The sequence below is a fragment of the Rhizobium acidisoli genome (assembly GCF_002531755.2).
Taxonomy (GTDB): domain Bacteria; phylum Pseudomonadota; class Alphaproteobacteria; order Rhizobiales; family Rhizobiaceae; genus Rhizobium; species Rhizobium acidisoli.
Genome location: NZ_CP035000.1, coordinates 388183 through 412870, shown reverse-complemented (window position 1 = coordinate 412870; position 24688 = coordinate 388183). Strand labels below are relative to the sequence as shown.

24 protein-coding genes and 2 pseudogenes are annotated in these 24688 nt (G+C 61.8%); 13 read left to right on the top strand and 13 right to left on the bottom strand.

Annotation, left to right across the window (positions count from 1 at the left end; genetic code table 11):
* The first annotated feature begins 5 nt into the window (after nucleotides 1-5).
* The 4 genes from CO657_RS27580 to CO657_RS27565 all read left to right on the top strand — a co-directional run bounded on the left by CO657_RS27580 (nucleotide 6) and on the right by CO657_RS27565 (nucleotide 3212).
* Nucleotides 6-743, top strand: a complete 738-nt coding sequence (locus tag CO657_RS27580) for a GAD-like domain-containing protein (protein ID WP_054184470.1) — start codon at nucleotides 6-8, stop codon at nucleotides 741-743.
* Nucleotides 744-1013: 270 nt separating this feature from the next.
* The gene (locus tag CO657_RS27575; RefSeq protein ID WP_128715618.1) at nucleotides 1014-1439 is read left to right on the top strand and encodes a hypothetical protein; all 426 of its coding nucleotides are present in this window, start codon (nucleotides 1014-1016) and stop codon (nucleotides 1437-1439) included.
* A gap of 4 nt (nucleotides 1440-1443) precedes the next feature.
* Nucleotides 1444-2340 (top strand): PA3715 family protein, encoded by an 897-nt coding sequence (locus CO657_RS27570; protein ID WP_245487176.1) that lies wholly within the window; start codon nucleotides 1444-1446, stop codon nucleotides 2338-2340.
* A gap of 296 nt (nucleotides 2341-2636) precedes the next feature.
* Entirely contained in the window at nucleotides 2637-3212 is a 576-nt protein-coding gene (locus CO657_RS27565; protein WP_245292994.1) for a chemotaxis protein, read from the top strand.
* Nucleotides 3213-3335: 123 nt separating this feature from the next.
* On the opposite strand, the gene CO657_RS27560 is transcribed toward CO657_RS27565, so the two are convergent.
* The 8 genes from CO657_RS27560 to CO657_RS27525 all read right to left on the bottom strand — a co-directional run bounded on the left by CO657_RS27560 (nucleotide 3336) and on the right by CO657_RS27525 (nucleotide 11852).
* Nucleotides 3336-4781 (bottom strand): aldehyde dehydrogenase, encoded by a 1446-nt coding sequence (locus CO657_RS27560; RefSeq protein ID WP_054184473.1) that lies wholly within the window; start codon nucleotides 4779-4781, stop codon nucleotides 3336-3338.
* Between the two features lie 22 nt (nucleotides 4782-4803).
* On the bottom strand, nucleotides 4804-5589 hold the full coding sequence (locus tag CO657_RS27555) for a coniferyl-alcohol dehydrogenase (RefSeq protein WP_054184493.1): 786 nt from the start codon (nucleotides 5587-5589) through the stop codon (nucleotides 4804-4806).
* 39 nt (nucleotides 5590-5628) lie between these two features.
* Nucleotides 5629-6654 carry a branched-chain amino acid ABC transporter permease gene (locus CO657_RS27550; RefSeq protein WP_054184474.1) on the bottom strand — a complete coding sequence of 342 codons (1026 nt, stop codon included), beginning with the start codon at nucleotides 6652-6654 and terminating at the stop codon, nucleotides 5629-5631.
* Nucleotides 6651-7565 carry a branched-chain amino acid ABC transporter permease gene (locus CO657_RS27545; RefSeq protein ID WP_054184475.1) on the bottom strand — a complete coding sequence of 305 codons (915 nt, stop codon included), beginning with the start codon at nucleotides 7563-7565 and terminating at the stop codon, nucleotides 6651-6653. The genes CO657_RS27550 and CO657_RS27545 overlap by 4 nt, the downstream gene beginning before the upstream one ends.
* Nucleotides 7562-8290: an ABC transporter ATP-binding protein gene (locus CO657_RS27540; protein ID WP_054184476.1), complete on the bottom strand. Its 729-nt coding sequence runs from the start codon at nucleotides 8288-8290 to the stop codon at nucleotides 7562-7564. Before CO657_RS27540 ends, CO657_RS27545 begins: the two co-directional genes overlap by 4 nt.
* A complete protein-coding gene (locus CO657_RS27535) occupies nucleotides 8287-9039 on the bottom strand; it encodes an ABC transporter ATP-binding protein (protein WP_054184477.1) in 753 nt (250 codons plus the stop codon). The genes CO657_RS27540 and CO657_RS27535 overlap by 4 nt, the downstream gene beginning before the upstream one ends.
* 6 nt (nucleotides 9040-9045) lie before the next feature.
* Nucleotides 9046-10350, bottom strand: a complete 1305-nt coding sequence (locus CO657_RS27530) for an ABC transporter substrate-binding protein (protein ID WP_054184478.1) — start codon at nucleotides 10348-10350, stop codon at nucleotides 9046-9048.
* Nucleotides 10351-10418: 68 nt separating this feature from the next.
* Complete coding sequence (locus tag CO657_RS27525; protein ID WP_197283908.1) at nucleotides 10419-11852, bottom strand: aldehyde dehydrogenase; 1434 nt, start codon at nucleotides 11850-11852, stop codon at nucleotides 10419-10421.
* Between the two features lie 234 nt (nucleotides 11853-12086).
* Here CO657_RS27525 and CO657_RS27520 point away from each other — a divergent pair, with 234 nt between their 5' ends.
* Both CO657_RS27520 and CO657_RS27515 read left to right on the top strand, forming a co-directional pair.
* Nucleotides 12087-12986 carry a helix-turn-helix transcriptional regulator gene (locus tag CO657_RS27520; protein WP_054184480.1) on the top strand — a complete coding sequence of 300 codons (900 nt, stop codon included), beginning with the start codon at nucleotides 12087-12089 and terminating at the stop codon, nucleotides 12984-12986.
* Nucleotides 12987-13327: 341 nt separating this feature from the next.
* Nucleotides 13328-14437 (top strand): sulfite oxidase, encoded by a 1110-nt coding sequence (locus CO657_RS27515; protein WP_245487175.1) that lies wholly within the window; start codon nucleotides 13328-13330, stop codon nucleotides 14435-14437.
* A gap of 169 nt (nucleotides 14438-14606) precedes the next feature.
* On the opposite strand, the gene CO657_RS27510 is transcribed toward CO657_RS27515, so the two are convergent.
* Entirely contained in the window at nucleotides 14607-15530 is a 924-nt protein-coding gene (locus CO657_RS27510; protein ID WP_054183962.1) for a LysR family transcriptional regulator, read from the bottom strand.
* Between the two features lie 178 nt (nucleotides 15531-15708).
* Between CO657_RS27510 and CO657_RS27505 the strand changes: the two genes are divergently transcribed.
* Nucleotides 15709-16527, top strand: a complete 819-nt coding sequence (locus CO657_RS27505; RefSeq protein WP_054183963.1) for an alpha/beta fold hydrolase — start codon at nucleotides 15709-15711, stop codon at nucleotides 16525-16527.
* Nucleotides 16528-16727: 200 nt separating this feature from the next.
* Here CO657_RS27505 and CO657_RS37630 read toward each other — a convergent pair.
* Both CO657_RS37630 and CO657_RS27495 read right to left on the bottom strand, forming a co-directional pair.
* A pseudogene (locus tag CO657_RS37630) lies at nucleotides 16728-16820 on the bottom strand (integrase); the annotation flags it as partial.
* 19 nt (nucleotides 16821-16839) lie between these two features.
* Nucleotides 16840-17040, bottom strand: a pseudogene (locus CO657_RS27495) (hypothetical protein); the annotation flags it as partial.
* A gap of 156 nt (nucleotides 17041-17196) precedes the next feature.
* On the opposite strand from CO657_RS27495, the gene CO657_RS27490 reads away from it, so the two are divergent.
* The 3 genes from CO657_RS27490 to CO657_RS27480 all read left to right on the top strand — a co-directional run bounded on the left by CO657_RS27490 (nucleotide 17197) and on the right by CO657_RS27480 (nucleotide 18677).
* Nucleotides 17197-17706, top strand: coding sequence for a P-loop nucleotide/nucleoside kinase family protein (locus tag CO657_RS27490; protein ID WP_054183810.1), 510 nt, complete (start codon nucleotides 17197-17199; stop codon nucleotides 17704-17706).
* Between the two features lie 136 nt (nucleotides 17707-17842).
* Complete coding sequence (locus tag CO657_RS27485; protein WP_054183811.1) at nucleotides 17843-18190, top strand: ArsR/SmtB family transcription factor; 348 nt, start codon at nucleotides 17843-17845, stop codon at nucleotides 18188-18190.
* On the top strand, nucleotides 18183-18677 hold the full coding sequence (locus tag CO657_RS27480; protein WP_054183812.1) for an SRPBCC family protein: 495 nt from the start codon (nucleotides 18183-18185) through the stop codon (nucleotides 18675-18677). Before CO657_RS27485 ends, CO657_RS27480 begins: the two co-directional genes overlap by 8 nt.
* A 183-nt stretch (nucleotides 18678-18860) precedes the next feature.
* Here CO657_RS27480 and CO657_RS27475 read toward each other — a convergent pair whose 3' ends face one another.
* Together CO657_RS27475 and CO657_RS27470 are read right to left on the bottom strand one after the other, a co-directional pair.
* The gene (locus tag CO657_RS27475; RefSeq protein WP_054183813.1) at nucleotides 18861-20267 is read right to left on the bottom strand and encodes an adenylate/guanylate cyclase domain-containing protein; all 1407 of its coding nucleotides are present in this window, start codon (nucleotides 20265-20267) and stop codon (nucleotides 18861-18863) included.
* Between the two features lie 122 nt (nucleotides 20268-20389).
* Complete coding sequence (locus CO657_RS27470) at nucleotides 20390-20875, bottom strand: MarR family winged helix-turn-helix transcriptional regulator (protein ID WP_054183814.1); 486 nt, start codon at nucleotides 20873-20875, stop codon at nucleotides 20390-20392.
* A gap of 198 nt (nucleotides 20876-21073) precedes the next feature.
* On the opposite strand from CO657_RS27470, the gene CO657_RS27465 reads away from it, so the two are divergent.
* The 3 genes from CO657_RS27465 to CO657_RS27455 are packed head-to-tail and all read left to right on the top strand — an operon-like array spanning nucleotide 21074 to nucleotide 24684.
* Nucleotides 21074-22651 (top strand): AMP-binding protein, encoded by a 1578-nt coding sequence (locus CO657_RS27465; RefSeq protein ID WP_054183815.1) that lies wholly within the window; start codon nucleotides 21074-21076, stop codon nucleotides 22649-22651.
* Nucleotides 22652-22695: 44 nt separating this feature from the next.
* On the top strand, nucleotides 22696-23520 hold the full coding sequence (locus CO657_RS27460) for a p-hydroxycinnamoyl CoA hydratase/lyase (RefSeq protein ID WP_054183816.1): 825 nt from the start codon (nucleotides 22696-22698) through the stop codon (nucleotides 23518-23520).
* A 57-nt stretch (nucleotides 23521-23577) separates the two neighbouring features.
* Nucleotides 23578-24684, top strand: coding sequence for an NAD(P)-dependent alcohol dehydrogenase (locus tag CO657_RS27455; protein WP_054183817.1), 1107 nt, complete (start codon nucleotides 23578-23580; stop codon nucleotides 24682-24684).
* Nucleotides 24685-24688 lie beyond the last annotated feature (4 nt).

Here is a 24688-nt window from a genome sequence, read left to right as displayed (position 1 = left end):
CCAATATGTCTGTTACACCTCGGCGTCCCCTGCAGGAAGTCCTGGATGAATTCGGGCCGCTCAAAGATAGTACAACGGTTTCTGCTTCGCAGGCTGAGGGCTATCGTGGGAGGCTCCCTGACGCCATGGTTGATTTCTGGATTGAACATGGTCGCGGGCAGTGGCGCGATGGTCTCTACTGGATCTGCGATCCTGAGCCAATAATGCCTGTTCTGCATGCGTTGTTTGCTGGCGATCCGGAATTCGACGCCGCAAGAATGGTGCCCTTCATGCGTGATGCATTCGGTGAAGTCAGCATCTGGCATCCCAAATTTAAGGTGATCACACTCAATGTGAATTCCGGCACGGTCACCACCACGGACATTACTACCAAAGTCATCGAGGGCATTCCTCCCTTCGATGACGATATGGCGGTAGCCGCCGCCGTGGACGCCAATGTTTTCGATGTTCACGGCTGGGTGGATTCTAGGAGCGGCAAGCCTGTTTTCGAGACCGTGCGTCGTCGGCTCGGGCCGATCAGTGCCAATCAGGTTTATACTATGGTCCCGCATTTCCGCCTCGGCGGTGACGGTGCCGCAAAGGATTTCTCAATCGGCGGATTTATCGAATATCTGGGCGTTCTAACACAGATGGGATCCTTTACATTTGAACGCTACGTCGATCCAAAGGAGGGTGGTCGGGGTGCCTTTGGGCATCTCGAAGCTGTTCGTACGATCGGACATGACCGCCTGATCGATAATTGATGTGCGCTTTGCATTAGGTGCAACTCCATTGATTAAGGTACGTCTTCGAGGAAGCGCGGAGGTCGCGGCTGGAGAATATTGGTTCATTTTCTAATCGCGGTTTGAAATACGAATGAGCGCAGCAGAGTTTCTTGAGACGCGAGGCAAACCCCACGAGGCAAGAAGGGTGCCGATGACCTTGCCGCCTTCGGATATTCGAGCCTGGGAACCGTCAATCTCTGGCATAGGACAGGACGGCACTTCACATTTTCGCTCGATGTCGCACTGCTGATGGATTTGACGAGTCGAAGCCGAACCGATCCTCCGCCCCATGATCTGGACGAGATTTATCGCGCGGCTGGTGTGGACATGCCTCAAAATGCAGTCGAGTTGTTTCTGGAAGCCAGGTCCGCGCCCGAGGACATCTGGACCATATTGTTGGCGGCAACCAGCACGGATTCATACAAGGCGATTTATGACGATAGCGGTAAAGCCCTCACGCCGCAGCTTCGCCGAAGCCTCGGGGAGCCTTCGCACGATGAGATCTATTTTCGAGATAGGGCTACCGGGGGAAATACGGCTGACCATTATCAAAAACTGAAAATATCCGAAGCCGTCTCGCGCATGCCTGACGAAATCTATTATTCATTCGCAGTCGAAGTCGGAGGACAGCAGCAAATTATATCTCGGACGATTCTTACTGGTAACGTCCGGTAATTTAATGCGGCTTACTGGTGGCGCAGGTCAACGCGTTGCATGGCTGGTTTTGCAGAGGATGAATATGAAGCGGTTTTCGAACGTCCGGACCCTGTTCTTCGCACCGATCGTTCTGATCGGGCTCGGCGGTCCGGCGGCATTGGCGGGGCAGAATGAATGCGCCGGCCGTGCGGCAGACATCATTCGGCGAGCCTATCCGAGCGCGACAGATGCCGACGATGGTACTCTTCTGTTCGAGGGGGCAACCATCACGCTACCCAAGGACGACAATGTTGATGGCGTTCCGCATGCGGTGATCTGCCGGGTTTGGCCGGCTCAGCCCCAGCTGATGCTGATTGCGGTCCCGTTGATGATAGAGCAGTCGGATTCGGAAAACGAAGGGGACATCGAACTGCTGGTCGTCGACAGCACCAACCTGCAGATAAAGCGGCTGCGTCTTGACGGCCTTATGTCCGACGACGCCGTTCGTGTACGAAGCGTCGCCTTCGATACCGCACGCTATCGATTCGCTCCGGGGAGAACAGCTTTCGGTCTGCGTGTTTCGCTGGAAGGCAGCTCGCGCGCCAATCCATTTGGTGAAACCACCTTATGGCTCTTTTCGATCGAAGGTGATGGGCTGAAGCCGGTTCTCGACAACATTGTCGTCGGCGAGAGTCATGGAGAATGGGATACCGTGTGTGCCGGTGAGTTTAGTGAAACGACGCGCACGCTTTCGATGGTTCCGTCAGCGAAAGCTGCGGTTGCCGACATCGTCGTCACCGAGAAGACGACGACATCCGTCAATACGGTCGGAACGGATAATAGTTGCAACAGCGAAGACAAGACGACGATCGACAAACACCGGCTGCAATACGACGGATCGGGATATGGCGTTCTGAAAGACTTGAAGCGGGTCGAATAGGAGGAGTTGATCGGAATGGTGGTCGAGGCTGCGCATCGAACCGGCTGCGGCGATCGGAGCCTACAGGCTGCTGGATCATGGTCAAAACACGCTGACGCTGTCCGTTCTGCGCGGCAAATATCCGACTTTAGAGGCAAGGAAGGACTTTTTTAAAGCGTTGCTGCCTTGGATGGTCCTGTTTTGGCAGGGGGCCGGTTTCGCTCACACATAGCAGCGATGCAATTGGTCAGCAGGAAATACGATATGGTGCAAGGCATCTATGCTTTTATGATCCACCGCAAGTCCGGCGGCGATGCATGCGCAGAGGCTCGGCGTCTGTGGTCGAAACAATGAACGGCTCCGGACCGAATACGACCTATCAGGGCCGGGATATCGGCGATCTCGATCCGGCAGATCAAAAAGCCAAATTCTGCGCTGAAATCGCAGCATTCGCCAATGCCGCCATGGATGGAAACCTGACGCGGCGAATGAATGCCGACTACACCGATCCGGATCTTCGCCGCTCGGCGGCGCTACTCAATGAACTGATTTCGTCGATCGACGACAATCTCTACGACTTCAACGATGCGATGGCGGCCTTCGCCCACGGGGATCTCCGCGTCGGCATGCGGGACAAACACCGTGGGGCGTTCAGGCCGTTGCAGAAAAATTTCAATCTGGCCGTCGCAACGATCCGCACGGTGCTGGGCGAGCGCGGCTCGGAGCGGTTCACGGACAAGGCCACAAAATTTCGGCGGATGATGGCGGCGGTGAGAGTAAACGCGGTTGTCGCCGATATTCGGGCCTCCGACGAAGATTCGCGGTCGGTTCCCTCGCCGCCCCACGATCTCTGGCTGAAGCTTGCCGAGGCTCTGCGCGGTTCCTCGGTCTGAAGGGTCGCGGCGGGCAGCGGCGAATGTCACCGGCCCAAATTCTGATCGCGCCACAACCGGGATGGCCGTGGCGCGCTCAACCTTCGGGACGATTGCCGTCCGCAGCGGAAACCTTGCTGCCCCTCAGAAGGGATAATGCTGGGCGGAATCTTCGACCGTGATCCAGCGCAGATCGGTGAACTCTGCGATCGCCGCCTTGCCGCCGAAGCGGCCGTAGCCGCTGCCCTTGACGCCGCCGAAGGGCATTTGCGCCTCGTCGTGCACGGTCGGGCCATTGATGTGGCAGATGCCGGATTCGATCCGCGCCGCAACCGCCATTGCCCGCTGGATATTGCGGCTGAAGACGGCGGATGACAGGCCGTATTCGGTGTCGTTGGCGATGCGGATCGCTTCTTCCTCGCCCGAGACGCGAATGATCGGCTTGACCGGGCCGAAAGATTCTTCCGCATAGACGCGCATGTCCGATGTCACGTGATCGAGCAGCGTCGCCTCGACCACGGTGCCGGAGCGCTTGCCGCCGGCCACGAGTTTTGCGCCTTTGGCCGTCGCATCGGCGATCAGCTCTTCCATTTTCTTGGCGGCATCGAGGCTGATCAGCGAGCCGAGCACGACATGGCCGCGCGGGTCGCCGGCCGGGAGCTGGCTGGCGCGGGCGGCGAGTTTGGCGACGAACGCATCGGCGATCGAGCTATCGACGATGATCCGCTCCGTCGACATGCAGATCTGTCCCTGATGCATGAAGGCGCCGAAAGTGGCGGCATTGACCGCGCCGTCGATATCGGCGTCGTCGAGAATAACCAGCGGGGCCTTGCCGCCGAGCTCGAGAAGGGCAGGCTTGAGGTGCTTGCCGCAAATCTCGGCGATGATCTTGCCGACTTTGGTCGATCCGGTGAAGTTGACGCGTTTGACGGCGGGATGGGCGATCAGCGCAGCGACGATCTGAGGTGCATCTTCCGGCGCATTGGTGATGACGTTGAGGACGCCGGCCGGCAGGCCGGCTTCGGTCAGCACCGTTGCGATCAGCCGGTGCGTGCCAGGACATTGCTCGGAGGCTTTGAGGATGGCGGTGTTGCCGCAGGCAATCGGCATGGCGATGGCGCGGGTGGCGAGGATGACGGGCGCGTTCCAGGGGGCAATTGCCAGACAGACGCCTGCCGCCTGGCGAACGCCCATGGCGAGCGTGCCGGGTTTGTTGGAAGGGATGATTTCGCCTGAGATCTGCGTCGTCATGGCGCCGGCTTCGCGCAGGATGTTGGCGGCGAACATGACATTGAAGCCGGCCCAGGGCGCGGTGGCGCCGGTTTCCTCGATCATCAGCCGGGTAAACTCGTCCACCTTGGAATCCATGATGTCTGCGGCCTTCATCAGGATCGCGCGGCGCTGGCCGGGGCCGGTCTTCGACCAAGCGCCGAAGGCGGCTGAAGCGGCGTCGACGGCGGCTGCGGCATCCTCCAGGCTCGCGGCGGCGGCGCGGCTGGCGAGCTTTTCGGTGAAGGGATCGATGCGGTCATAGGTTCGGCCGTCGGAGGCCGGGCGGTCCGCGCCGTTGATCAGGAGGGAAATATTCATCGTGGGTCTCCTTTGATAATGACTAGAAGCCGAGGACGTCGGCGTTGATCGATGCTTCGAGGCCGCCGTCGGCGGCAAGATTGGCGCCGTTGATCCAGCGCCCGCCATCCGAGCAGAGGAAAAGCACGGCGGGTGCGATATCGGCTGATGTGCCGGCGCGGCCGACCCGGGTGATGTCGCTATCGACCCTGGCGTCGCCGAGCACGGTGCGAAACTGTTTGAGGATCGGCGTTTCCACCGGCCCGGGGCTCACCGCATTGACGCGGATGCCGCGCGCTTTGAACAAAGGCTGGTGGGCCGCGCGCATGGTCCAGAGCAGCAGCAGTTCCTTGGAGAGCGGATAGGCTTGCTCATCCGTGAGGCCATGTTCGGCAACGATTGCCGCCACATCGGGAAAGCCCTCGATCGATGTCAGCGACTTCGCCCGCTCGAGATTGGCGCGCCAGCCGTAACCGGCGATCGAGGCGACGTTGACGATGGCGCCGCCTTCGCGCAAGCGAGGTGCCACCGCTTCCGACAAGGCACGCAGGCCGTAGAAATTGACCGCGAGCGTCGAGACGACGCCGGTATTGCCGGAAAGGCCGGCGACATTGGCGAGCGCATCGAGGCGCGCCGGGAGCCGTGCAACGATCTCAGCGACGCCCGATGGCGTGGACAGATCGCCCTTGATGAAGGCGGCACTTCCATTGGCCGGTTCGCGCACATCGACGCCGATCACCTCAGCGCCCATCTGGCCGGCCAACTCAGCCGTCCGGGCGCCGATGCCCGAGGCCACGCCGGTCACCAGGATTGTTTTACCAAAAAGCATGAATGTCACCTTTCGCTGGAGACCGGAAAGCAAACCGGCTCATTCTTTCCATTTGATCTTGGTGGGGCCGGGCAGTTTCAGCCGGTAGCCGACGGGCAGAAGCTGGAAGTCGAAGCGGCGCTCGATTTCGCCCCAGAGGCCACGCGGCAGATAGAGCGAGAAGATCAGGGCGGTGGCGCCGAGGCCGATCAGGTACCAGACGCCGGCTGCCCCGAAGAAGGTTTCGATGACGAAGAACAGGATGGCGCCGAGAATCGCGCCCTCGAACTTGCCGATCCCGCCGACGAGCACCATGAAGATCATGTAGGCCGTCCACTGGACGCTGAAATAGGTCTTCGGCTGGAAAGTCGTGGCGGTCGCCAGCCACAGGCCGCCGGCGATGGCGATACCGAAGGCGGCGAGCACGAAGAGCAGCCTCTTTGTGGCGATCACCCGCACGCCGACCGAGGTCGCCGCCTCTTCATTGTCGCGGATCGCCTGCATCGCCGCGCCCGCGCGGCTGCGCATCAGCATGAAGAGCGCGCCGAGCAGGGCCGCCATGGACGCCAGCGCAAGCCAGTAGATCGTGGCCCGCCGCGTGCCGCTGTCATAGACGTTGAGTGAGATCAGCGACGTCCCCGTTTCCCCCTGGATGAGCCGGTCGAGGTTGACGAGCAGATGGGCGAGTTCGGCTACGACCCACATGCCGATCGCGAACTCGCCGCCCTTCAGGCGCAGCATGAACAGCGAAAGCGGGATCGACAATGCGCCGGTCACGATCGCGGCGGCGAAGATCGAGACGAAGGGATCGAGCCCGGCATCGGCGAGGCGAATGGTGAAATAGGCGCCGAGGCCGAAGAACACCTGCTGGCCGACCGAGACGAGCCCGCCGAAGCCGGCGAGCGCATTCCACATGGCGGCCAGGATCACATAGATGAACAGGGCGGTCATCCTGTCGATCGCGCCGGCACCGAGCACGGCGGGAGCGAAGATCAGCAGGATGAGAACCGCGGCCATGGAGCCGAGCGCCACTCGCGACGATTTCGTCCAGCGCTCGATCGAAATTCCATTGGAGACGAATGTCATGTCGGGCTCCGAAGACGGGCGCGAAAATTGAGGAACGCGCCGAGCTTGTCGAGTTGAGGCATGCCAAGCCGGGACAGCCTGACGAAGAGAACGAGCAGGAAGACGGCATGGCCGCCGATCAGGAAGCCTTGCGGATGCAGCTGCGCACCAAGCGATTGAGCAAGGCCGAGCACGATGCCGCCGGCAAGCGTGCCCCACAGCGATCCCGCTCCGCCGATGACGGCCGTCTCGAAGGCAAAGAGAAGCTGCGGGCCGCCGGCATAGGGGCTGAACGTTGCCCGCATCCCGAGAAAGGCGCCGGCAATCCCGATCGTGACCATGGTGATGGCGGTGGCGACGGCATTCACCCTGCGCGCATCGATGCCGACGAGCCCCGCCGTATCGGGATCTTCGGCCGTGGCGCGGATGGCGCGGCCGAGCGCAAATCGGCGGAGGAAGAATTGCAGTCCCCCGAGAATGAAGACTGCCGTCACCATCATCATCACCGCAAGCTTGCCGACGAAGATGTGGCCCGGCAGCTGCCAGGATGCATAGGACAGGTTGCCGATGAAGGGCGCGAGCGATCTGGTGTCGGCCCCGAACTGCTCGAACAGCTGATTGTCGATGACGATCGACAGGCCGAAGGTCGTGAGAATCGGCAGCAACGTGCCGCCGCGGGCGCTGCGTTCGAGGATGAATCGCTGCAGCAGCCAGCCGAGAACCGCCATGACCGGCAGCACGATCAGCAGGCCGGCGAAAGGCGGGATGCCGGCTTTGGCGGCAAGCAGCCACAGCCCGTAGGCGGCTGCGACCGCCAGGCTGCCATGCGCGAGATTGATGATCCGCATGACTGAAAACATGAAGGACAGGCCGCAGGCGATGACGGCGTAATAGCCGCCGAGCAGGATGCCCTGGATCAGCGTGTTGATCATGATGCGCTCCTTTCGCCGGCTGCCCGGTGCAATCCGAAATAGGCCTGGGTGACGTGCTCGCGGGTGACGGCGGTGGCCGGCCTGTCGAGGACGATGCGTCCCTCCAGCATGCAGATGACCCGGCTTGCGACGCTCATGGCGCGGGCAAGGTCCTGCTCGACCAGCACGATCGTCTTTCCCGAGGTCAGCAATGCCTGCAGCTGGGCATAGACGCGATCGACGACCAAAGGCGAAAGGCCGAGCGAGACTTCATCCAGCAGAAGAATATCCGGGTTGCTCATCAGCGCCCGGCCGATCGCGGTCGCCTGCTGTTCGCCGCCGGAGAGGTGGCCTGTCTTGGCGTGGCGGCGGGGTTTCAGGTTGGGAAAGGCGTCGAGGACGCGATCGATGCTCCACTCGCCCTTGCGGCCGCAGCTCTTTCCGAGAAGCAGGTTCTCTTCGACCGTCATCTGCGAAAACAGCCGCCGGCCTTCCGGCACCAAAGCGATGCCCTTGGCGATCCGCTTGTGGGAGGGGATGGCGGCCAGGTCTTCATCGTTGAGAAGGATCTGCCCGGAGGATGGGAGGTGGGCGCCGGCGATCGATCTGAGCAGCGTCGTCTTGCCCGCGCCGTTGGCCCCGACCAGCGCCAGCACCTCGCCCTTGGCGATATCGAAGCTCACCCCGCGCACCGCCTGCAGCAGGCCATGGCGGACGTCGAGATTGCGGATGGAAAGTAGGCTCATGCCGGCGTCCCTCCGAGATAGGCTTTGACGACTTCGGCGTTGCTCATGACCGCTTTCGGCTCGCCGTCGGCGATGATCCGGCCGGCATCCATGCAGATCAGCCGTTCCGCCACCTGCAGCAGGATATGGACGATATGCTCGATCCAAACGATGCCGATGCCGCGGCGGCGCAGTTCGAGAATGGTTTCCACGAGTTCGCTCGCTTCGCCATCCGTCAGGCCGCCGCCGATCTCATCGAGCAGCAGCAGCCGCGGCTGCGTGGCGAGTGCGCGGGCAAGCTCCAGGCGTTTGCGATCGAGAAGGCCGAGCGTGTCGGCCGGGCGGTTGGCCACTCCAAGCATGCCGCAGAGCGAAAGCGAATCCACCACACGCTCATAGGCTTCGTCGCGGCTTGCGGCATGGCCGTACGATGCGGCGACGAAGACATTTTCGAAGGTCGTCATGCCGCTGAAGGGTTTGGGCACCTGATGGGTCCGCACCAGCCCGGAACGGCAGCGTTCCGCCGCCGTCCGGCCCGTGACATCGGCGCCGTCGAAAGTGATGGTTCCAGCACTCGGCGGGAAGGCGCCGGCGAGCACGGAGAGCAGCGTCGTCTTGCCCGCGCCGTTCGGCCCGACAATGCCGACGGCATCGCCATCGCCCATGGAAAAATCCAGGTTCTCCAGGACGACGAGCGCGCCGAACTGCTTGTGGATCCCTTTGGCCGAGAGAAAGGCTCCTCCCGGCCGATTTTGAGCTATCTGCTGCACCGTGCGTTACCCGTTATAAGCGATCAGCTTGGCGCCGACCGGGACATTGGGGTCGGTGGCGTTTTCGGTGACGACATAGTCGAGCGCGAATTTCGAGCCCTCGGCCGCTTTCACCCATTGTGTGCCGATGATCGGCCCGGGCGAAACGTTGGCGACCGGGCCGCTGGTGAAATCGACTTTGCCGGCGATCGTCGTGGTCTTCAGCGTGGCGAGCGCCTTGGCGACCGCCTCCTTGCTCTTGACGTCGGTGCTCGCCTTCAGCGCATCGAATCCGGCATCGAGAAGCGCAAGGCTGGCGCCGAGCTGCTGTGTCCACTGTTTGCCGCTTGCCGTTTCATAGCCATCGGCAAGTTCGGTTCCCGAGACGCCGGTCAGCGTCGATTTATAGGGGAAGGCCTTGTGCCAGTAGGCGGCGCTGCCGATGTTCATCCCGAGATCGCCGAGCGCCTCGATGTCGGAGGGAAACAGACCTGTTTTGGCCACCTGGCAAATCTTGATCTGCTGGGTCAGGCCCTGCTGCGCGGCCTGACGCCAGAAGGCGGCGAAGTCGGGCGGTATCGGGAAGGAGTTGAAGATCTCCACGCCTTCCTGGCGGAAGAGGGCGATCTGCGCCGTGAAATCGGTGGTTCCGGTTTCATAGGCGCCGGGATCGACGATGGTGAAGCCGGCCTTGGCAAGTGCCGGCGCCAGATGGGCGCGGATCGCATTGCCGTCGGCGTCGTTCGGATACATGACGCCGACCTTCTTGTTGGTCTCGATCAGGCTCCACTGTGAGACATAGGCCTTGTGGAATTCTTCGACGCCAAAGCCGAAATGATAGGTCCACTTGAAGGGTGACGGCGCGCCGGGCTTGGCGCCGCGGCCGAAATACCAGGCTTCCCAGGGCATGACCGTCGACAGGCACGGAATGCCGGCCGCCTCGCAGGCGTCGGCGACCGGATTGATGGTTTCCGGCGTCGAGACGGCGAGCATCAGGTCGATCGCCTGATTGTTGATCAGGTCCTTCGCCAGCTGGCCGGCGCGCGACGGGTCGGACTGGGTGTCCTGGTCGAGAATATCAACCTTCCAGGTCTTGCCGCCGGCCTGCAGGCCGTTTGCCAGCGCCTTGCGCGCCAGATCGAGCACATAGCCGTCCGTCTCGCCGAAGCCGCCGAGAGGGCCGGTGCGCGGGCTGATGAAGCCGACCTTCAAAGTGTCGCCGCTCTCGGCAAAGGCCGCGCGGCCGGAAAGCGCCAGGGCTGCGCTGCCCGCCGCGGCGGATGCGATGAAAGAGCGGCGGGTGAGCGATGCCGCGTTGAGTTTTCCGTTCATGAAATCATTCCTCCCTCTCGAGACGGGCCTCCCGCCCGTTTCCATTGTTCATCTCCGCCGATCTGAATTCAGATCGGATATTGCCGTTTTCCCGATGCCATGGTCACCCATCGGAGCTCGGTGAATTCGTCGATCGCCGCCTTGCCGCCGAAGCGGCCGTAGCCGCTCGATTTGACGCCGCCGAACGGCATCTGCGGCTCGTCGGAAACCGTCGCCTCGTTGATGTGGCAGATGCCGGATTCAAGCCGCATGGCGACGGCCAAGGCCGCATTGACATCGGCGCTGAAAACCGCCGCCGAAAGCCCATATTCATTGTCGTTGGCCACCGTCACGGCTTCGTCGACGCTGCCGACTCGGATGATTGCCGCGACCGGCCCGAAGCTCTCCTCGCGGTAGATGCGCATGGCGGGTGTGACGTGATCGATGACGGTCGCATCCATCAGCGTGCCGTGGGCCTCGCCGCCACAGAGGAGGACCGCGCCCTTCTGCAAGGCATCATCGATGAGCGACCTGACGCGGCGCACGGCCTCCGCGTTGATCAGCGTGCCGAGCGGCGTGTTCCCTTCCTCCGGGTGGCCTGCAACGAGGGTTGCGGCTTTCGCCCGGAACTTGCCGACGAAGCCGTCGGCGATCTCGTCCATCAGGATGATCCGCTCGGTGGACATGCAGATCTGGCCCTGGTTCATGAAGGCGCCGAAGGCGGCAGCACTGACCGCCTCGTCGATATCGGCGTCGGCAAGGACAATGAAGGGCGCCTTGCCGCCGAGTTCGAGCAGGCAGCGTTTCAGATGCCTTGCCGAGGTTTCCGCGATGATCCTGCCGACACGGGTGGAGCCGGTGAAGTTGATGCGGCGCACGGCCGGGTGGGCGATCAGGGCATCGACGACGGCGGCGGCATCGCTCGGCGCATTGGAAACGACATTGACGACGCCGCGCGGGAAGCCGGCGTCGCGCAGGATGTCGCCGATCAGGCCGTGGGTCTTCGGGCAGAGTTCGGAGGCCTTGAGGATGACGGTGTTGCCGCAGGCAAGCGGCATGGCGACGGCGCGGGTGCCGAGAATGACCGGCGCATTCCAGGGGGCGATGCCGACGCAGACGCCGGCCGGCTGGCGCACCGCCATGGCGAGGCTTCCAGGAATGCCTGACGGGATGAGCTCGCCTGAGATTTGCGTGGTCATCGCCGCCGCCTCGCGAAGAATATCGGCGCCGAGCCCGCAATTGATCGCCGCCCATTGCGCGGTGGCGCCGGTTTCGCCGGTCATCGCGGCAATGAGTTCCGGCGTGCGGGCCTCCAGGAGATCGGCGGCAGCGTTCAGCAGCCTGCGCCGTTCGCCTGGGCCGGCCTGCGACCAGTCGGGAAAGGCGGCGGCGGCGGCATTGGCTGCCCGCGTCATGTCGGCGATGGATCCCGCCGAAGCGGTCGTTGCGACATCGCCGGTCACCGGATCGATGCGTTCGAAGGTCGCCCCTTCGGAAGCATCCAGCGCTTCGTTGTTGATCATCAGCTTTGCCGAAAACACCGTTTCACCCCGCCATGTTGCCCTGGGGAGAAGACGAGCGAACGCAACAGCCCGGAAGGCTGTCCAAGCGTTGCTGCGTCTGTCGGAATGCCTCCTCCCAAAGGCTGATGACGATAAGGTTACGCCGATCAATTATAGATGGAATGCGATTTATTGGGTTAATATTGTAATTATCCGGCGATTGTCCCAATGTCGGGTGGAAGCGGAGGAGAGGCGTTGGCGACGGACGGCGGCATTCATCATTATGCCAGGGGCGAGTGGCATGCGCCGTCGCTGTCGCATCGGCGCATCCGTCTGCAAAAGGGACTCTACGCCGATTTCTACCATTTCTTGCTGCTCGGAGAGGGGCGGGCCGAGCTTCATTTCGACAGCGGCGAAGATCGGTCGTTGCAAGGGCCGCTGCTTGCCTTCCTGCCGCCGCAGGCACGGTGCGATCTGTCGATTTCCGCCGGAACCGCGGCCCATCTCGTCGGAGCCTCGGCGCAGGTCATGGTCGATGCGATCGGCGACAAGGTGGAATCCTATTCGCTGCGCATCTTCACCGAGCAGCGCAAGCCGGTCGAGGCGCGGGACCCTTTGCTGGTGGCTGAAATCAGTCCGTTGATTTCGGGCTTCGTGCGGGAACTCGCCGATCCCTCCCGTTCCTCCTGGATGGTCGCCTCCGCCTATATGCGGCTGATCCTGATGACGCTGTGGCGCGGCTCCGACGGCGAAAGAAGCGAGCCGCGCGGGCAGGGCGAAACCGGATCGATCCTGCAGCGATATCGGCAACTGGTCGAGGCCGGTTTCCGCCAGCACCGGCCGATCAGCGACTATGCGGCGGAATTGGGCGTCACCGCCGACCGGCTTCATTCGATCTGCCAGAGGGCGCTCGGCCGCTCGCCGATCCAGCTTCTGCATGAGCGCGTGGTGCAGGAGGCAAGGCTGAGATTGGAGCGCTCGGCCCGCAATATCCAGGAAATCTCCGACAGCCTCGGCTTTCGCGACCCGACCTATTTCAGCCATTTCTTCAAACGCAAGACCGGCCTTTCCCCCGCCGGCTACCGCGACATCGCCCGCGCGTCAGCCGGCTCGGAAAACAGCATGCTCTCCTCAGGCTATGCCGACTGGCCTTAGGCTCGGGGCTCATTGGTCAATGCTGGAATTTGCCGGTCTTGGATCGCAAATCGCATTGATAGGGAAGCCGCCAATAGACGTAGGACTGCAATGCGCCAATAGTAACCGTCGCAACGGATCGGTGAACGATCGCCCAACACCAAAAGCGGGCATCAGAGTTTTTGCCGCCAAAGTCTGTTGACGGCCCTTTGCTGCCGTTCGAGGTCGATCCGAGGAACGTGCGGTATGTGCTAGGGTCTAAGGCGGAACGCGACAGGCGCACTGCGAGGGGCGGTGTGATCGAACCGGAATTCGTGCGATCGAGAGCCGACGTTGTGCTCTTGGAAGGGGAGACGAGGACGATGCCGACACCAGAGAAACCCAGTCTGATAATTCGACAGAAGTCCCCACCAAACATTGAGTTTCCGTTTGCGTCACTCTCCGATTGGCTGATCCCAACCGAGCTGTTCTTCGTGCGAAACCATTTCCCGTCGCCGGACCTCGATGCGCGAGACTGGAGATTGCGCGTTGGCGGGGCGGTGGAGCGGCCGATCGAACTTGACCTCGACAGCATCAAGGCGATGCGGAGCACGACTTTCACCGCCGTCGTCGAGTGCGCAGGGAACGGGCGCGTCCACTATGTGCCGCCGAAGGAGGGGTTGCAGTGGCAGAACGGAGCCGTCGGCAATGCTGCGTGGACAGGTGTTCCTCTGAGCGAGATTTTGGAAATGGCCGGCGTTAAGCCAACCGCATGTGAAGTTCTGCTCGCAGGCGCCGACAGCGGCGTCGTCGACACGAACAAGAAAACGGCTTCTCCCGGCCCGATCGCTTTTGCGCGCAGTTTACCGCTTGAGAAGGCCATCGCTGACAGCACGATCCTTGCCTATTCGATGAACGAGGAGCCGTTGACACCTGATCACGGCTACCCGCTACGCGCGGTCGTGGGTGGCTGGTTCGGCATGGCTTGGGTCAAGTGGATCACGCATATCACGGTTGTGGAGCAACCGTTCCTTGGCTACTGGCAGGCGCGCGACTATTTCCGTTGGGAGCGCAGCCTCGGGGAACCCAGGCTGGTCCCCCTTGCGGAGATGGAAGTCAAAGCGCAGATCGCGCGTCCCGTGCAGGGGGCGCGTCTCGTCGCCGGCCAACCGTATCGGATTTTCGGAGCCGCCTGGAGCGGAGAGGCCGCTATCCGGCAGGTGCAGGTCTGCACCGGTGATGGCAGGGGCTGGCGCGAGGGAAGGCTCCTCGAAACAGACCGTCCTTTTGCATGGCGCTTGTGGGAGTACATCTGGACCCCTGAAGACGTGGGGCGACATATACTGCGATGCCGCGCGATCGATGGGGCCGGGTGCGTGCAGCCCGACCTCCCGCGTTCCGACTGCGAGAGCTACGCGGCCAATTGGATCGTTCCGGTGGAGGTTACGGTCGTTCCCGAGCCACAGACCTACGAGGAGGAATTCGTGATCTAATCACCCGCATGGGGCGGAATGGCGGCTTTTGGCGCAACTGCGACCCGCGTTGTCACCGCGTCATGTCCGCTTAGCAGCAACAGCTACCTGTGGCTCGATGACCATTATGGGGGCGCGACAAAATTCGGGAGCACGCCAACAAGCAGAAATCGCATGAGCTTGATCTCTACTATGGAACTTCAGCATAGCGGATGATGCTCTGATTTTGTACGTTGGCGACTAATTCATCAGAACGAGACAAAAATCGGCGGAGCAAAGGCGAGGAATTTGAATCGTTGTATCCTAAGGTGAGATCGATTGTCGGAGGCACACCCTCAAGTGCTCTGGCAACGACATTTGGCGTCAGCATATTTTGCGCATAAAGCGGAATAAGCGTTATTCCACCTGTAGACACGACGAGCGACATTGCTGATGGCAGGCCGTCACCTTCGTATTCTGCCTTGAGTGTGATCCCGACTTCCGACGCGTAATCCTGGATCACGGATTGCAATACGGGAGAAATTCTAGCCGAACTGACGTAAGTTTCGCGGGCAAGGTCCTGCGGCCCGATCTTTTTGCGCGACGTCAAGCGATGGTCCGCGGACAGTACGGCGATCAGTGGCTCCTTGGCTAAAAATTTGAAGGACACACCAACACTCTGCGTCTCGGGGCGAAGGAAAGCGACGTCCAGCTTGCCTCGCATCAGTGCCAGAGCGAGGTCCGGGGAAGACTGACTGGACAATACGATTTCAACCTCCGGCGCTTCCTCACGAATGATCCGCAATGCATGGGGTAGCCACACGACCTCTTGCCCTGCGAGAAAACCGATAGTGAACGACTGCTTTTCCGGCCGCTCTGCCCGCCGGGCCCCTTCCGCAGCCGCTTCGACTTGCAATAACGCCAGCCGCGCGTGATCAAGAAACACTTTGCCTGCGGCGGTGAGCGTCACGCCGCGCGGCTGCCGTTCCAGCAGCTTTACACCGACTTCGGCTTCCAGATCGCGAATTTGCCTGCTGAGTGAGGGCTGGGAAGTGTGTAGCCGCCGCTCGGCTGCGGTCAGTAAGCTTCCCTCTTCCGCAACAGCAACAAAATAGCGCAAATGCCTGAGTTCCATCGGGTCCTCGCTATACATTCAAGGCATAGCTCCAACGTACAAGGTATTTGTCCTTGATAAAGAGGGGATTTAGTCAACGTCGCAGTTTTGGGATATGATCGAACACGCCTCACCGGAGGTATTTCGCAATCAGCTGTATCCAAAAACGAATGTTCAACAGGGCAGATGGAGCGACACGATGCCTACAATTACTACGACGGACGGCGTAAACATCTTCTACAAGGACTGGGGCTCAGGCCAGCCGATCGTATTCAGCCACGGCTGGCCGCTATCGGCGGACGACTGGGACGCCCAGATGACCTTCTTCCTTCGCCACGGCTACCGGGTGATCGCCCACGACCGGCGCGGCCACGGCCGGTCCGACCAGCCCGGCACCGGCAACGACATGGACCACTGGGTTGCCGACCTCGCGGCCCTGGCCGAGCACCTCAACCTGCGCGACGCGATCCACATCGGCCACTCCACAGGTGGCGGTGAGGTGGCTCGCTATGTCGCCCGCCACCCGGAGCGCGTCGCGAAGGCGGTACTGGTCGCTTCCCTGACGCCGAACATGTACCGGAGCGAGGAAAACCCGTCCGGTCAGCCGCCGGAGTGGTTCGAAGCGATCCGCGAGGGCGTGCTGGGCAACCGGTCGCAGTTCTTCCGGTTCGTCCCTGAGAACCCGTTCTACGGTTACAACCTCGACGGGGCCGAGCCTTCGGAGGCGATCATTGCGAACTGGTGGCGCCAGGGCATGGCCGGTGGTGCCCTGGCTCACTACGCGACTGTCGACTCTTGGCTGGAAGATTATACCGAAGACCTCAAAAAGATCACCGTGCCGGTGCTCGTGATGCATGGCGAGGCCGATCAAGTCGTCCCATTTGCAAGTTCCGTTCCGCGTGCGGTCGACCTGCTCAAGAACGGGTCGCTGAAGACCTATCCGGGCTACCCCCATGGCATGCTGACCACACATGCAGATGTGCTTAACCCCGACCTGCTCTCGTTCATCAGGTCTTGACGATATCGACCGGACCGCGGCCTTCATCCAACGTCATCAGGACGATCTGTCACCCCGGTAGTGCCGGGTGACACCTGTTGGTGCTGGTATGTGGAGCTTCCCCGGAGGGTGCTTCCGACAGTGGCAATTTGCTTGGTGCGTAGTGAAAGATGCAACTTGTCGCCCTTAAATTTTTCGTTCCGGTGGCCGATTACTCCACCGGCCGAAATGGCTCGGCGTAACAGCGCAGCATCTCTCATCCGCCCTTCCCGGTCTAGGAAGAAGCGGATCGCCCAAATCTGGCGCTGCTTCAGGGGCTTCTTGACGCCAACTTTACTTTACCGTGATGGCAATACCGCTGAGATCAGCGTTGATTTGCAGGCCTACCTGCTTGCCTGAGAGTTCGAGTTGAGCGCCCTTCTCATTGGTCATGACGATCATCTGCGCCCCTTTGCCGAGCGTGCCGCCACCGCCCGCCGCACCGTAGACCCCCGTCACATCTCGGGCGCGGCGAATATGGCGAACGGTACCAGATCGACTTCTACGGCCGACATGGGGCGCGATCCCGCCGGACATTCACCCTTAATCCAACTGTACCGAATGCCAACCTTGATCAGGTGAGCTCGTTGGCGGAACACACCCAGGTAGAGTGTCTTCTCACCGTATTGAAGGCCGTGATAAAGAGGGCTCATGGGCATCAAGAACTATCTGATCGAAGGCGGCTCGGGGACTGGAAAGACGTCTGTCGCTACCGAACTGGAGCGGCGGGGCTACCATGTTGTCCATGGTGACCGCGTTTTGGCCTATGTCGGCGACCCCGAGACAGGCCAGGCGCTCGCAGGACCACCCGAAGGCGCAGACCGCATCGCCTGGGGATACGCTCACTGGATCTGGCCTGTCGACAAGGTCCGAGCGATCGCTGCCGACACCACCCGTCCTGCCACGTTCTTTTGTGGCGGTTCGCGCAATTTCCACAAATTCCTCGACCTGTTCGATAAGGTTTTCGTGCTCGACATCGACGTTGAGACGTTGAACCGACGACTGGATGGACGCCCGAACGAGCCGGGCTTCGAGCCGGCCGAGCGGGCGCTGGTGCTCCGCTACCATCGTAGCCGGGAGCATCTTCCGGCCGGCAATAATATCGACACGGCGAATACCATCACAAGTGTCGTCGACGATATCCTCGCTCAACTTACCTGAAGCCCGGCAGGAGCACATCTGCAGCTGTCGGTCGCGCGCCAGATGATTTTCTGCCGCCGCCGCCGCGGTGCGGTCTACGGCATGGAACGTTCGGAATGCTTGCGTTTCCTGTGCGAGCAGGCTAATACTGAACTAAATGGTTCAGTATCCAGGCCTTCCCCTCGATCTATCGTTCGCGGCGCTGTCCGATGCGACCCGCCGCGGGATCATCGATCAGCTTGGGCGGGGCGACGCGTCGATCACCAGTCTCGCGGATAAGTTCCAGATGACGCTGACCGGCATGAAGAAGCACATCCAGGTTCTCGAGCGAGCGGGGCTCGTCGTCACGCAGAAGGTCGGGCGGGTGAGAACCTGCAAGCTTGGGAAACGCGGCCTCAAGGTGGAGGCCGAGTGGATCGAGGCGCACCGCAAGCTCTTCGAGGGCCGCTTCGAAGCATTGGACGAAATCATCAGCGAAATGAAACAGGAGGGAAGCGATGACTGAGCAAGTCAACAGTGCAGATGGTGCGCAGAACCGCACGTCAGTCGAGCGCAGAGGAGATCGCGAACTCTTGGTAACGCGGATATTCAATGCGCCGCCGAGCACGGTTTACAAGGCGTGGAGCCGGCCCGAGCTGTTCCAACGCTGGTGGGTGCCAAAATCGGTATCCGGCGTTTCGCTCGTATCGTGTGATATGGACGTCCGTACCGGCGGCAAATATCGGCTGGAATTCGGCGCCGACGGTTCGGACACCATGGCCTTCTACGGCAAGTATCTCGAGGTCGTGCCGAACGAACGCATCGTCTGGACCAACGACGAGGGCGAAGAAGGTGCGATCACGACCGTGACGTTCGAGGACCAAGGCGGGAGGACACTATTGAAATTCCACGAAGTCTATCCGTCCAACGAGGCGCTTGAGGAAGCCCTGCAGGGCTCGGCAGCCGCATTGCCGGAGCAGTTGGAGCAGCTCGACGAATTGCTCTCAGCATAGGCGAGTAGCGCGGATCGGGAAACGCCCCCTCAAGGGAAAGTGTGCTCTTGCGAGGTGACCCGACCGGCCTTCTGACCGGAGCGAAGGCGCGAAGCTGTCGAACACTGATTGCTCAATGAAAGTCCACAATGGACCGTAGCGGAAACTGCTGAAGTTCACTTGACCTCGACGAGAAGATCAACGTCACGACAGCGCGAAGATCCTCACCTCCCGCCCGATGCCTTGAAGCTCCGCCATCCGGGAGGCGGAGCTGATGCCGCTGTCGTGCAGGATCTCTGAAACCTTGATATCGCCGACAATCGCCTCCGTCGTCATGATGACATTGGGGTCGGCAAGGCCCTGGACGCGGGAGGCGATATTGACGGTCTGGCCGAAATAGTCCTGCCGGTCGTTCAGGTTGACCGCGAGGCATGGTCCCTCATGGATGCCGATCTTCAGGAGAAGATCGTCGCTGCCGTGTTCGGCATTCAACCGAAGCATTGCTTCCCGCATGCGGAGTGCTGCCGCCACCGCGCGGTCCGGGCTCGGAAAGGTCGCCATCACGGCATCGCCGATGGTTTTGACCACCGCGCCGGCCTCCGTGGCGACGATCTCGTGCAGAACCCTGAAATGCGCCCGCACCAGATCGAAAGCGGCAAGATCCCCGACGCGCTCGTAGAGCGCGGTCGAGCCCCGCAAGTCGGTGAAGAGGAAAGTCAGGCTGGTGATCTTGAGGCGCTGGTCGACGTCGAGCGTGTCGGTACGATAGATGTCGCGGAAGCTCTGGTTGGTCAGCAGGCGCTTGGCCGTCAAAAAAGGCCGCCGACGGCCCAAGAGATCATGCAGCTCATCTCCCGCTATACAGACATTCGGCACCACGCGGCGATCGGTGTGGTTCTCGAGGGCGAGCCGCAGCAAGCCCGGGCGCAGCGTCACGGTATCGTTCAGCGCATGCCCCCGGCTGATGACCATGGAGAGGTTTTGGCGCTCACCGGTGGGCTCGCCCTGCACATCGATGAACTGCGCCGAGTGCGTGACCGCATCGAAGATGATGACGAATTGCGAAGGCAGCTGCAGCGAGACGAAAGCCTTCTCGCCCGGCGCCAGCTCGATCATCTCCAGCAGGATGCGTTGAAACTTCGCTTCCAGATCCTCCGGCAGGTCGACGCCGGAGCTGAAGAAGATCTGGCGGTAATATTCGAGCGGAGGCAGCCGGTCAGGATCATGGGCAGCGATCCTGCGCACACGCGGACTGACGGTGAAGGTGACCTCGACCATCTCGTCGAGGGTCGGTTCGTATCCGGCGGCGCACAGCGCGCAATGATAGGTGTCCTGGACGACGCCTTTCAGGGTTGCTCCGCTGTCGAGGACGCCGCCGCATCCCGGGCAAAGCACATTCCAGGTCATCTCGAAAGCGCCTATGCGGGCGGCATGGAGAAGCGCTGCGATGGTTTTCTCTTCATCGAGATGATGTTTTTCGGCGAAGGCCAGCGCATTGATGCGATTGAGATCGCGATCCGAGCCATGCTTGACGACGTTTTCGATGCACTCGACCGTCTGCGGGTCAGCCGCCTGCCGCAGGGTGGCAAAAAGCACGTCCATTTCACTCATGAGACAAGTCTCCGTGTGCAGAACCCACGGCGGACGACGCCTGGACCGGGATCATAACACGGGACTTTCCCAATAGAAATCTACAGGCTTGGATGCAGCGTGCTTCCGAAGCGGAAGCGGGGTCAGTGCCCCTTATAGATCCGCTTCAGCGCCGCCAGCAGCGCCTCCATTTCGTCTGATGAAAACAGGTCGATGAAACGCCGTTCATGCGTATCGATCAGTTTACGCGCCCGCGTAAGCATTGCCTGTCCGGCCTTCGTCAGACGCAGTTCCTGGCGCCGGCGGTCGGCCGCGGAAGGATGGCGCTCGATGAAGTCGCGGGCTGCCAGCCGGTTGACGAGGGCCATCATCGTCGCGCGGTCGGTGCCGAGCGTATTGGCAAGGTCGATTTGCGAAGCGCCCGGATTGCCGGCGACGAGTTCCATCACCGCGAGCTGCTTCTGAGTCAGTCCAAGCTCCTCCATGGTTTCGGCGAAATCGCGATAGATCGCCACATGCGCCATGCGCAGGTGAAAGCCCAGGAGATTGCCGAGCCGGCCGACGTCGAGCGGCGGCATAACGGAGGCCTCCTCGGCTTCGATTTCGTCCTGCGGTGGTTTTGTGGCCATCATTCGTCTCGCTTCGTTCAGGCGCCATAACCATCAAAATCAGCGGGTTAGTCAATATCGGCGGCCGCAATTTCTCCGATGCCCGCCCGAATGAGCAGATTGCTGCAGACGGCTCTTGCATCTCCGGGAAAAGATATTAGTATGTGTTGCATACAAATTTGGTGCCTGCTGTGGGAGCGGTGGGCATGGGAGGAAATCATGGCGCATTCCTTTTCCGGGATGGCTTCGCAGGCGGATTGCGGACTGGTGACGGATGACCCTATCCTCTACCGCGCCCGCGTCGCGGGGGGTGGTCAGGCTCTGTTCGAGATCGCCACCGACCGGCAACTGACCTATGCCCAACTCGATCTGCGGATCGCCCGTTGCGCCGGCCTTCTGAGCGCTATGCTCGGGGCGCGGCGGGACGGAGCGCGCGTCGCCATGCTGGCACGCAACTCGATGGACTCGATCGTGCTCGCCTTTGCCTGCCAGCGTGCCGGCGCCATCTACGTGCCGCTCAACTGGCGCCTCAACGCCGCCGAGCTTTGGCCGATCCTTGCCGATTGCACGCCGGCGCTCCTGATCCACGACGAGGAGTTTTCGGTTGTCGTGGCGAGCCTTGCGGATGCCGATGCCGAGATGACGGTGATCTCGACGGATGGCCCAACTAGCCTTGCGGCGCGGATCGAGGCGAGCCTTCCGATGAAGCCCGTGCCTGCCGATGCCGATGGAGCCTGCGTCCTTCTCTATACGTCGGGCACGACCGGACAGCCGAAAGGCGTCGTCATCACCCGCCGCAATGCTTTTTTTGCCGGCATCAATTTTTCTTTCGTCGGCGAAATCGGGCCTCAAACCGTTGCGTTGTGCGACCTGCCGTTCTTCCACACGATCGGGCTGATCGCGGTGGCGCGCACCACATTGATGCTGGGCGGCACGCTTGTCATCTCCGACCGCTTCACCCCGGCGCGCACACTGGCAGCCCTTGCCGACCGGCAGCGCGCCATCACCCATTATTTCGCTGTGCCGCAGATCGCCCTCGCCTTGCGTAACGATCCCGCCTACAGCGCCGCGGCTCTCTCCGGCCTGCACGCGCTTTTCGTCGGCGGCGCGCCGCTGACGCAGGCGCTGATCGAAAGCTACCTCGCCGACGGCGTGGCGCTGGTCAACGGCTACGGCATGAGCGAGGCGGGAACGGTGCTGCATGTGCCGCTCGACCGGCGCGCGGTGCAGGATAATCCCGGCAGCGTCGGTCTGCCGGCGCCCTTGCTCGACATTCGCATCGTCGGCGAGGATGGCCGCGATGTCGGGGAAGGGGAGATCGGCGAATTCTGGCTGCGCGGGCCGGCGGTGACGCCGGGCTACTGGAACAAGCCGCTGGAAAGCGAGGGCGCCTTCACTGACGGCTGGTACCGCACCGGTGATCTCGGCCGGCGCGAAGCCAACGGTTTCTATCGCATCGTCGACCGCCTGAAGGACATGTATATCAGCGGCGGCGAGAATGTTTATCCCGCCGAGGTCGAAGCCGCGCTCGCAAGCCATCCCGATATTCTCGACGTCGCGGTGGTCGGCATTTCCGACGTCAGATGGGGCGAATGCGGCATCGCTTATGTCGTGCTGCGGCCGGGTGCTGCGGCGACGGCCGAGGCGATCGCCGTCCATTGCGCGGCAAGGCTCGCCGCCTTCAAGCGCCCGACGCGCATCCTCTTCGTCGAGGCCATTCCCCGCACTGCCTCCGGCAAGGTGCAGAAACATGTTCTGCGCCAGCTGCATTCCGAAACCCTTCAACGACAGGCCTGATCAAGCGGCCCCGGCATTCATGCCGAAACCAATGGAGTGATCTGATGACTGAAAACCAATCGCCGGTTCTGGTCGAATTCGACAATGGCATCGCTTTCGTGACCCTCAACCGCCCTGAAAAGCGCAATGCGATGAATCCGGCTCTCAATGCCCGAATGCTCGAGGTGCTCGACGAACTCGAGGGCGACGAACGCTGCGGTGTCCTCGTCCTGCGCGGCGCCGGCCAATCCTGGTCGGCCGGCATGGATCTGAAGGAATATTTCCGCGACAACGACGACAAGCCGCGCAATGCCACGCTGAAGGCGCGCCGCCAATCCGGCGGCTGGTGGAGCCGGCTGATGTATTTCGAAAAGCCGACGATCGCCATGGTCAACGGCTGGTGCTTCGGCGGCGCTTTCACGCCGCTCGTTTCCTGCGATCTCGCCATCGCCGCCGAGGAAGCGAATTTCGGCCTTTCCGAAATCAACTGGGGCATTCTGCCGGGCGGCAACGTCACCCGCGCCGTTGCCGAAGTAATGCGCCATCGCGACGCCCTCTATTACATCATGACCGGCGAACTGTTCGGCGGGCGCAAGGCGGCTGAAATGGGTCTCGTCAACGAGGCCGTGCCGCTCGCCGAGCTGGAAACCCGGGTCCGCAAGATCTGCGCCGGCCTGCTCGAAAAGAACCCGGTGACGCTGAAGGCCGCCAAGGACACCTATAAGCGCGTGCGCGACCTGCCATGGGATCTCGCCGACGATTACATCTACGCCAAGCTGGAGCAGATGCTGTTTCTCGATAAGACCAAGGGGCGGGACGAGGGGTTGAAGCAGTTCCTCGACGACAAGACCTATCAGCCGGGGCTCGGCGCCTACAAGCGCAGCCGTTGAGGAAGCGAACCCGGCCCGCCGGGTCGCGTGCGGGCTGATCATCGGGAGGAGGATAGAATGAAAATCCATGCCGCGGTGGCGCGTGCTCCGCATATGCCGTTTTCGCTGGAAAGTCTCGATCTGGAGGAGCCGCGCGAGGGAGAGATCCTGGTTCGCGTCGTCGCCACCGGGGTTTGCCACACCGATATCGTCATGCGCGACCAGCATCTGCCGGTGCCGCAGCCGGTCGTGCTCGGTCATGAAGGTGCTGGAATCGTCGAGCGTGTCGGGCCGGGCGTTGCCAAGGTGGTCCCGGGAGATCACGTGGTCATGACCTTCAATTCCTGCGGTCATTGCCCGAGCTGCAACGATCACGAAGAGACCTATTGCCACGAATTTTTCCCGCGCAATTTCTTCGGTGCGCGCGCCGATGGTTCGAGCGGGCTCTCCTACAGAGGGGAGCGGGTGAACGGCAATATTTTCGGGCAATCTTCCTTTGCCAGTCACGCGCTCTGCCATGAGCGCAATATCGTCAAAGTGCCTGAAGATGCCGATCTGGCGCTGCTCGGGCCGCTTGCCTGCGGCATCCAGACCGGCGCCGGCGCGGTCATGAATGCGCTCAAGGTCGAACCGGGAAGGGTGCTCGCGGTCTTCGGCATGGGTTCGGTCGGTCTTGCCGCCGTGATGGCGGCAAGGATCGTCGGCGCTTCCCGGATCATTGCGGTCGATGTGAACGAGGCGCGACTGGCGCTTGCCGCCGAACTCGGCGCGACCGACATCGTCAACGGCAAGACGGGTGATGCGGTTGCCGCGATCATGGCGCTGACCGGCGCCGGCGTCGATTATGCGATCGATGCCTCCGGCGTGCCTGCCGTCATCGATCAATGCGTCCGTGTGCTGGCGCCGCGCGGCACCTGCGGCATCGTCGGCGCCTCGCCCCACGGCGCGACGCTGACGCTCGACCTCACCCATATTCTCTCCGGCGGACGCCGGGTGCGCGGCATCGTCGAAGGCGATTCCAATCCTGATGTGCTGATCCCTCTGCTGATCGACCTTCACAGGCAGGGCCGCTTCCCCTTCGACAGGCTCGTCACCTTCTATGATTTCGCCGACATCAACCGGGCGGTGGAGGATTCGGAAAAGGGCATCGTGTTGAAACCGATCGTGCGCCAGCCGGCCGCCTGACACC

What these genes read in the sequence shown, in the direction of transcription:
- CO657_RS27580 (WP_054184470.1), top strand. Translation starts at nt 6, where the DNA reads ATGTCTGTTACACCTCGGCGTCCCCTGCAGGAAGTCCTGGATGAATTC.
- CO657_RS27575 (WP_128715618.1), top strand. Translation starts at nt 1,014, where the DNA reads ATGGATTTGACGAGTCGAAGCCGAACCGATCCTCCGCCCCATGATCTG.
- CO657_RS27570 (WP_245487176.1), top strand. Translation starts at nt 1,444, where the DNA reads ATGCGGCTTACTGGTGGCGCAGGTCAACGCGTTGCATGGCTGGTTTTG.
- CO657_RS27565 (WP_245292994.1), top strand. Translation starts at nt 2,637, where the DNA reads ATGCGCAGAGGCTCGGCGTCTGTGGTCGAAACAATGAACGGCTCCGGA.
- CO657_RS27560 (WP_054184473.1), bottom strand. Translation starts at nt 4,781, where the DNA reads ATGAATATTTCCCTCCTGATCAACGGCGCGGACCGCCCGGCCTCCGAC.
- CO657_RS27555 (WP_054184493.1), bottom strand. Translation starts at nt 5,589, where the DNA reads ATGCTTTTTGGTAAAACAATCCTGGTGACCGGCGTGGCCTCGGGCATC.
- CO657_RS27550 (WP_054184474.1), bottom strand. Translation starts at nt 6,654, where the DNA reads ATGACATTCGTCTCCAATGGAATTTCGATCGAGCGCTGGACGAAATCG.
- CO657_RS27545 (WP_054184475.1), bottom strand. Translation starts at nt 7,565, where the DNA reads ATGATCAACACGCTGATCCAGGGCATCCTGCTCGGCGGCTATTACGCC.
- CO657_RS27540 (WP_054184476.1), bottom strand. Translation starts at nt 8,290, where the DNA reads ATGAGCCTACTTTCCATCCGCAATCTCGACGTCCGCCATGGCCTGCTG.
- CO657_RS27530 (WP_054184478.1), bottom strand. Translation starts at nt 10,350, where the DNA reads ATGAACGGAAAACTCAACGCGGCATCGCTCACCCGCCGCTCTTTCATC.
- CO657_RS27525 (WP_197283908.1), bottom strand. Translation starts at nt 11,852, where the DNA reads ATGATCAACAACGAAGCGCTGGATGCTTCCGAAGGGGCGACCTTCGAA.
- CO657_RS27515 (WP_245487175.1), top strand. Translation starts at nt 13,328, where the DNA reads ATGCCGACACCAGAGAAACCCAGTCTGATAATTCGACAGAAGTCCCCA.
- CO657_RS27510 (WP_054183962.1), bottom strand. Translation starts at nt 15,530, where the DNA reads ATGGAACTCAGGCATTTGCGCTATTTTGTTGCTGTTGCGGAAGAGGGA.
- CO657_RS27505 (WP_054183963.1), top strand. Translation starts at nt 15,709, where the DNA reads ATGCCTACAATTACTACGACGGACGGCGTAAACATCTTCTACAAGGAC.
- CO657_RS27490 (WP_054183810.1), top strand. Translation starts at nt 17,197, where the DNA reads ATGGGCATCAAGAACTATCTGATCGAAGGCGGCTCGGGGACTGGAAAG.
- CO657_RS27485 (WP_054183811.1), top strand. Translation starts at nt 17,843, where the DNA reads ATGGTTCAGTATCCAGGCCTTCCCCTCGATCTATCGTTCGCGGCGCTG.
- CO657_RS27480 (WP_054183812.1), top strand. Translation starts at nt 18,183, where the DNA reads ATGACTGAGCAAGTCAACAGTGCAGATGGTGCGCAGAACCGCACGTCA.
- CO657_RS27475 (WP_054183813.1), bottom strand. Translation starts at nt 20,267, where the DNA reads ATGAGTGAAATGGACGTGCTTTTTGCCACCCTGCGGCAGGCGGCTGAC.
- CO657_RS27470 (WP_054183814.1), bottom strand. Translation starts at nt 20,875, where the DNA reads ATGGCCACAAAACCACCGCAGGACGAAATCGAAGCCGAGGAGGCCTCC.
- CO657_RS27465 (WP_054183815.1), top strand. Translation starts at nt 21,074, where the DNA reads ATGGCGCATTCCTTTTCCGGGATGGCTTCGCAGGCGGATTGCGGACTG.
- CO657_RS27460 (WP_054183816.1), top strand. Translation starts at nt 22,696, where the DNA reads ATGACTGAAAACCAATCGCCGGTTCTGGTCGAATTCGACAATGGCATC.
- CO657_RS27455 (WP_054183817.1), top strand. Translation starts at nt 23,578, where the DNA reads ATGAAAATCCATGCCGCGGTGGCGCGTGCTCCGCATATGCCGTTTTCG.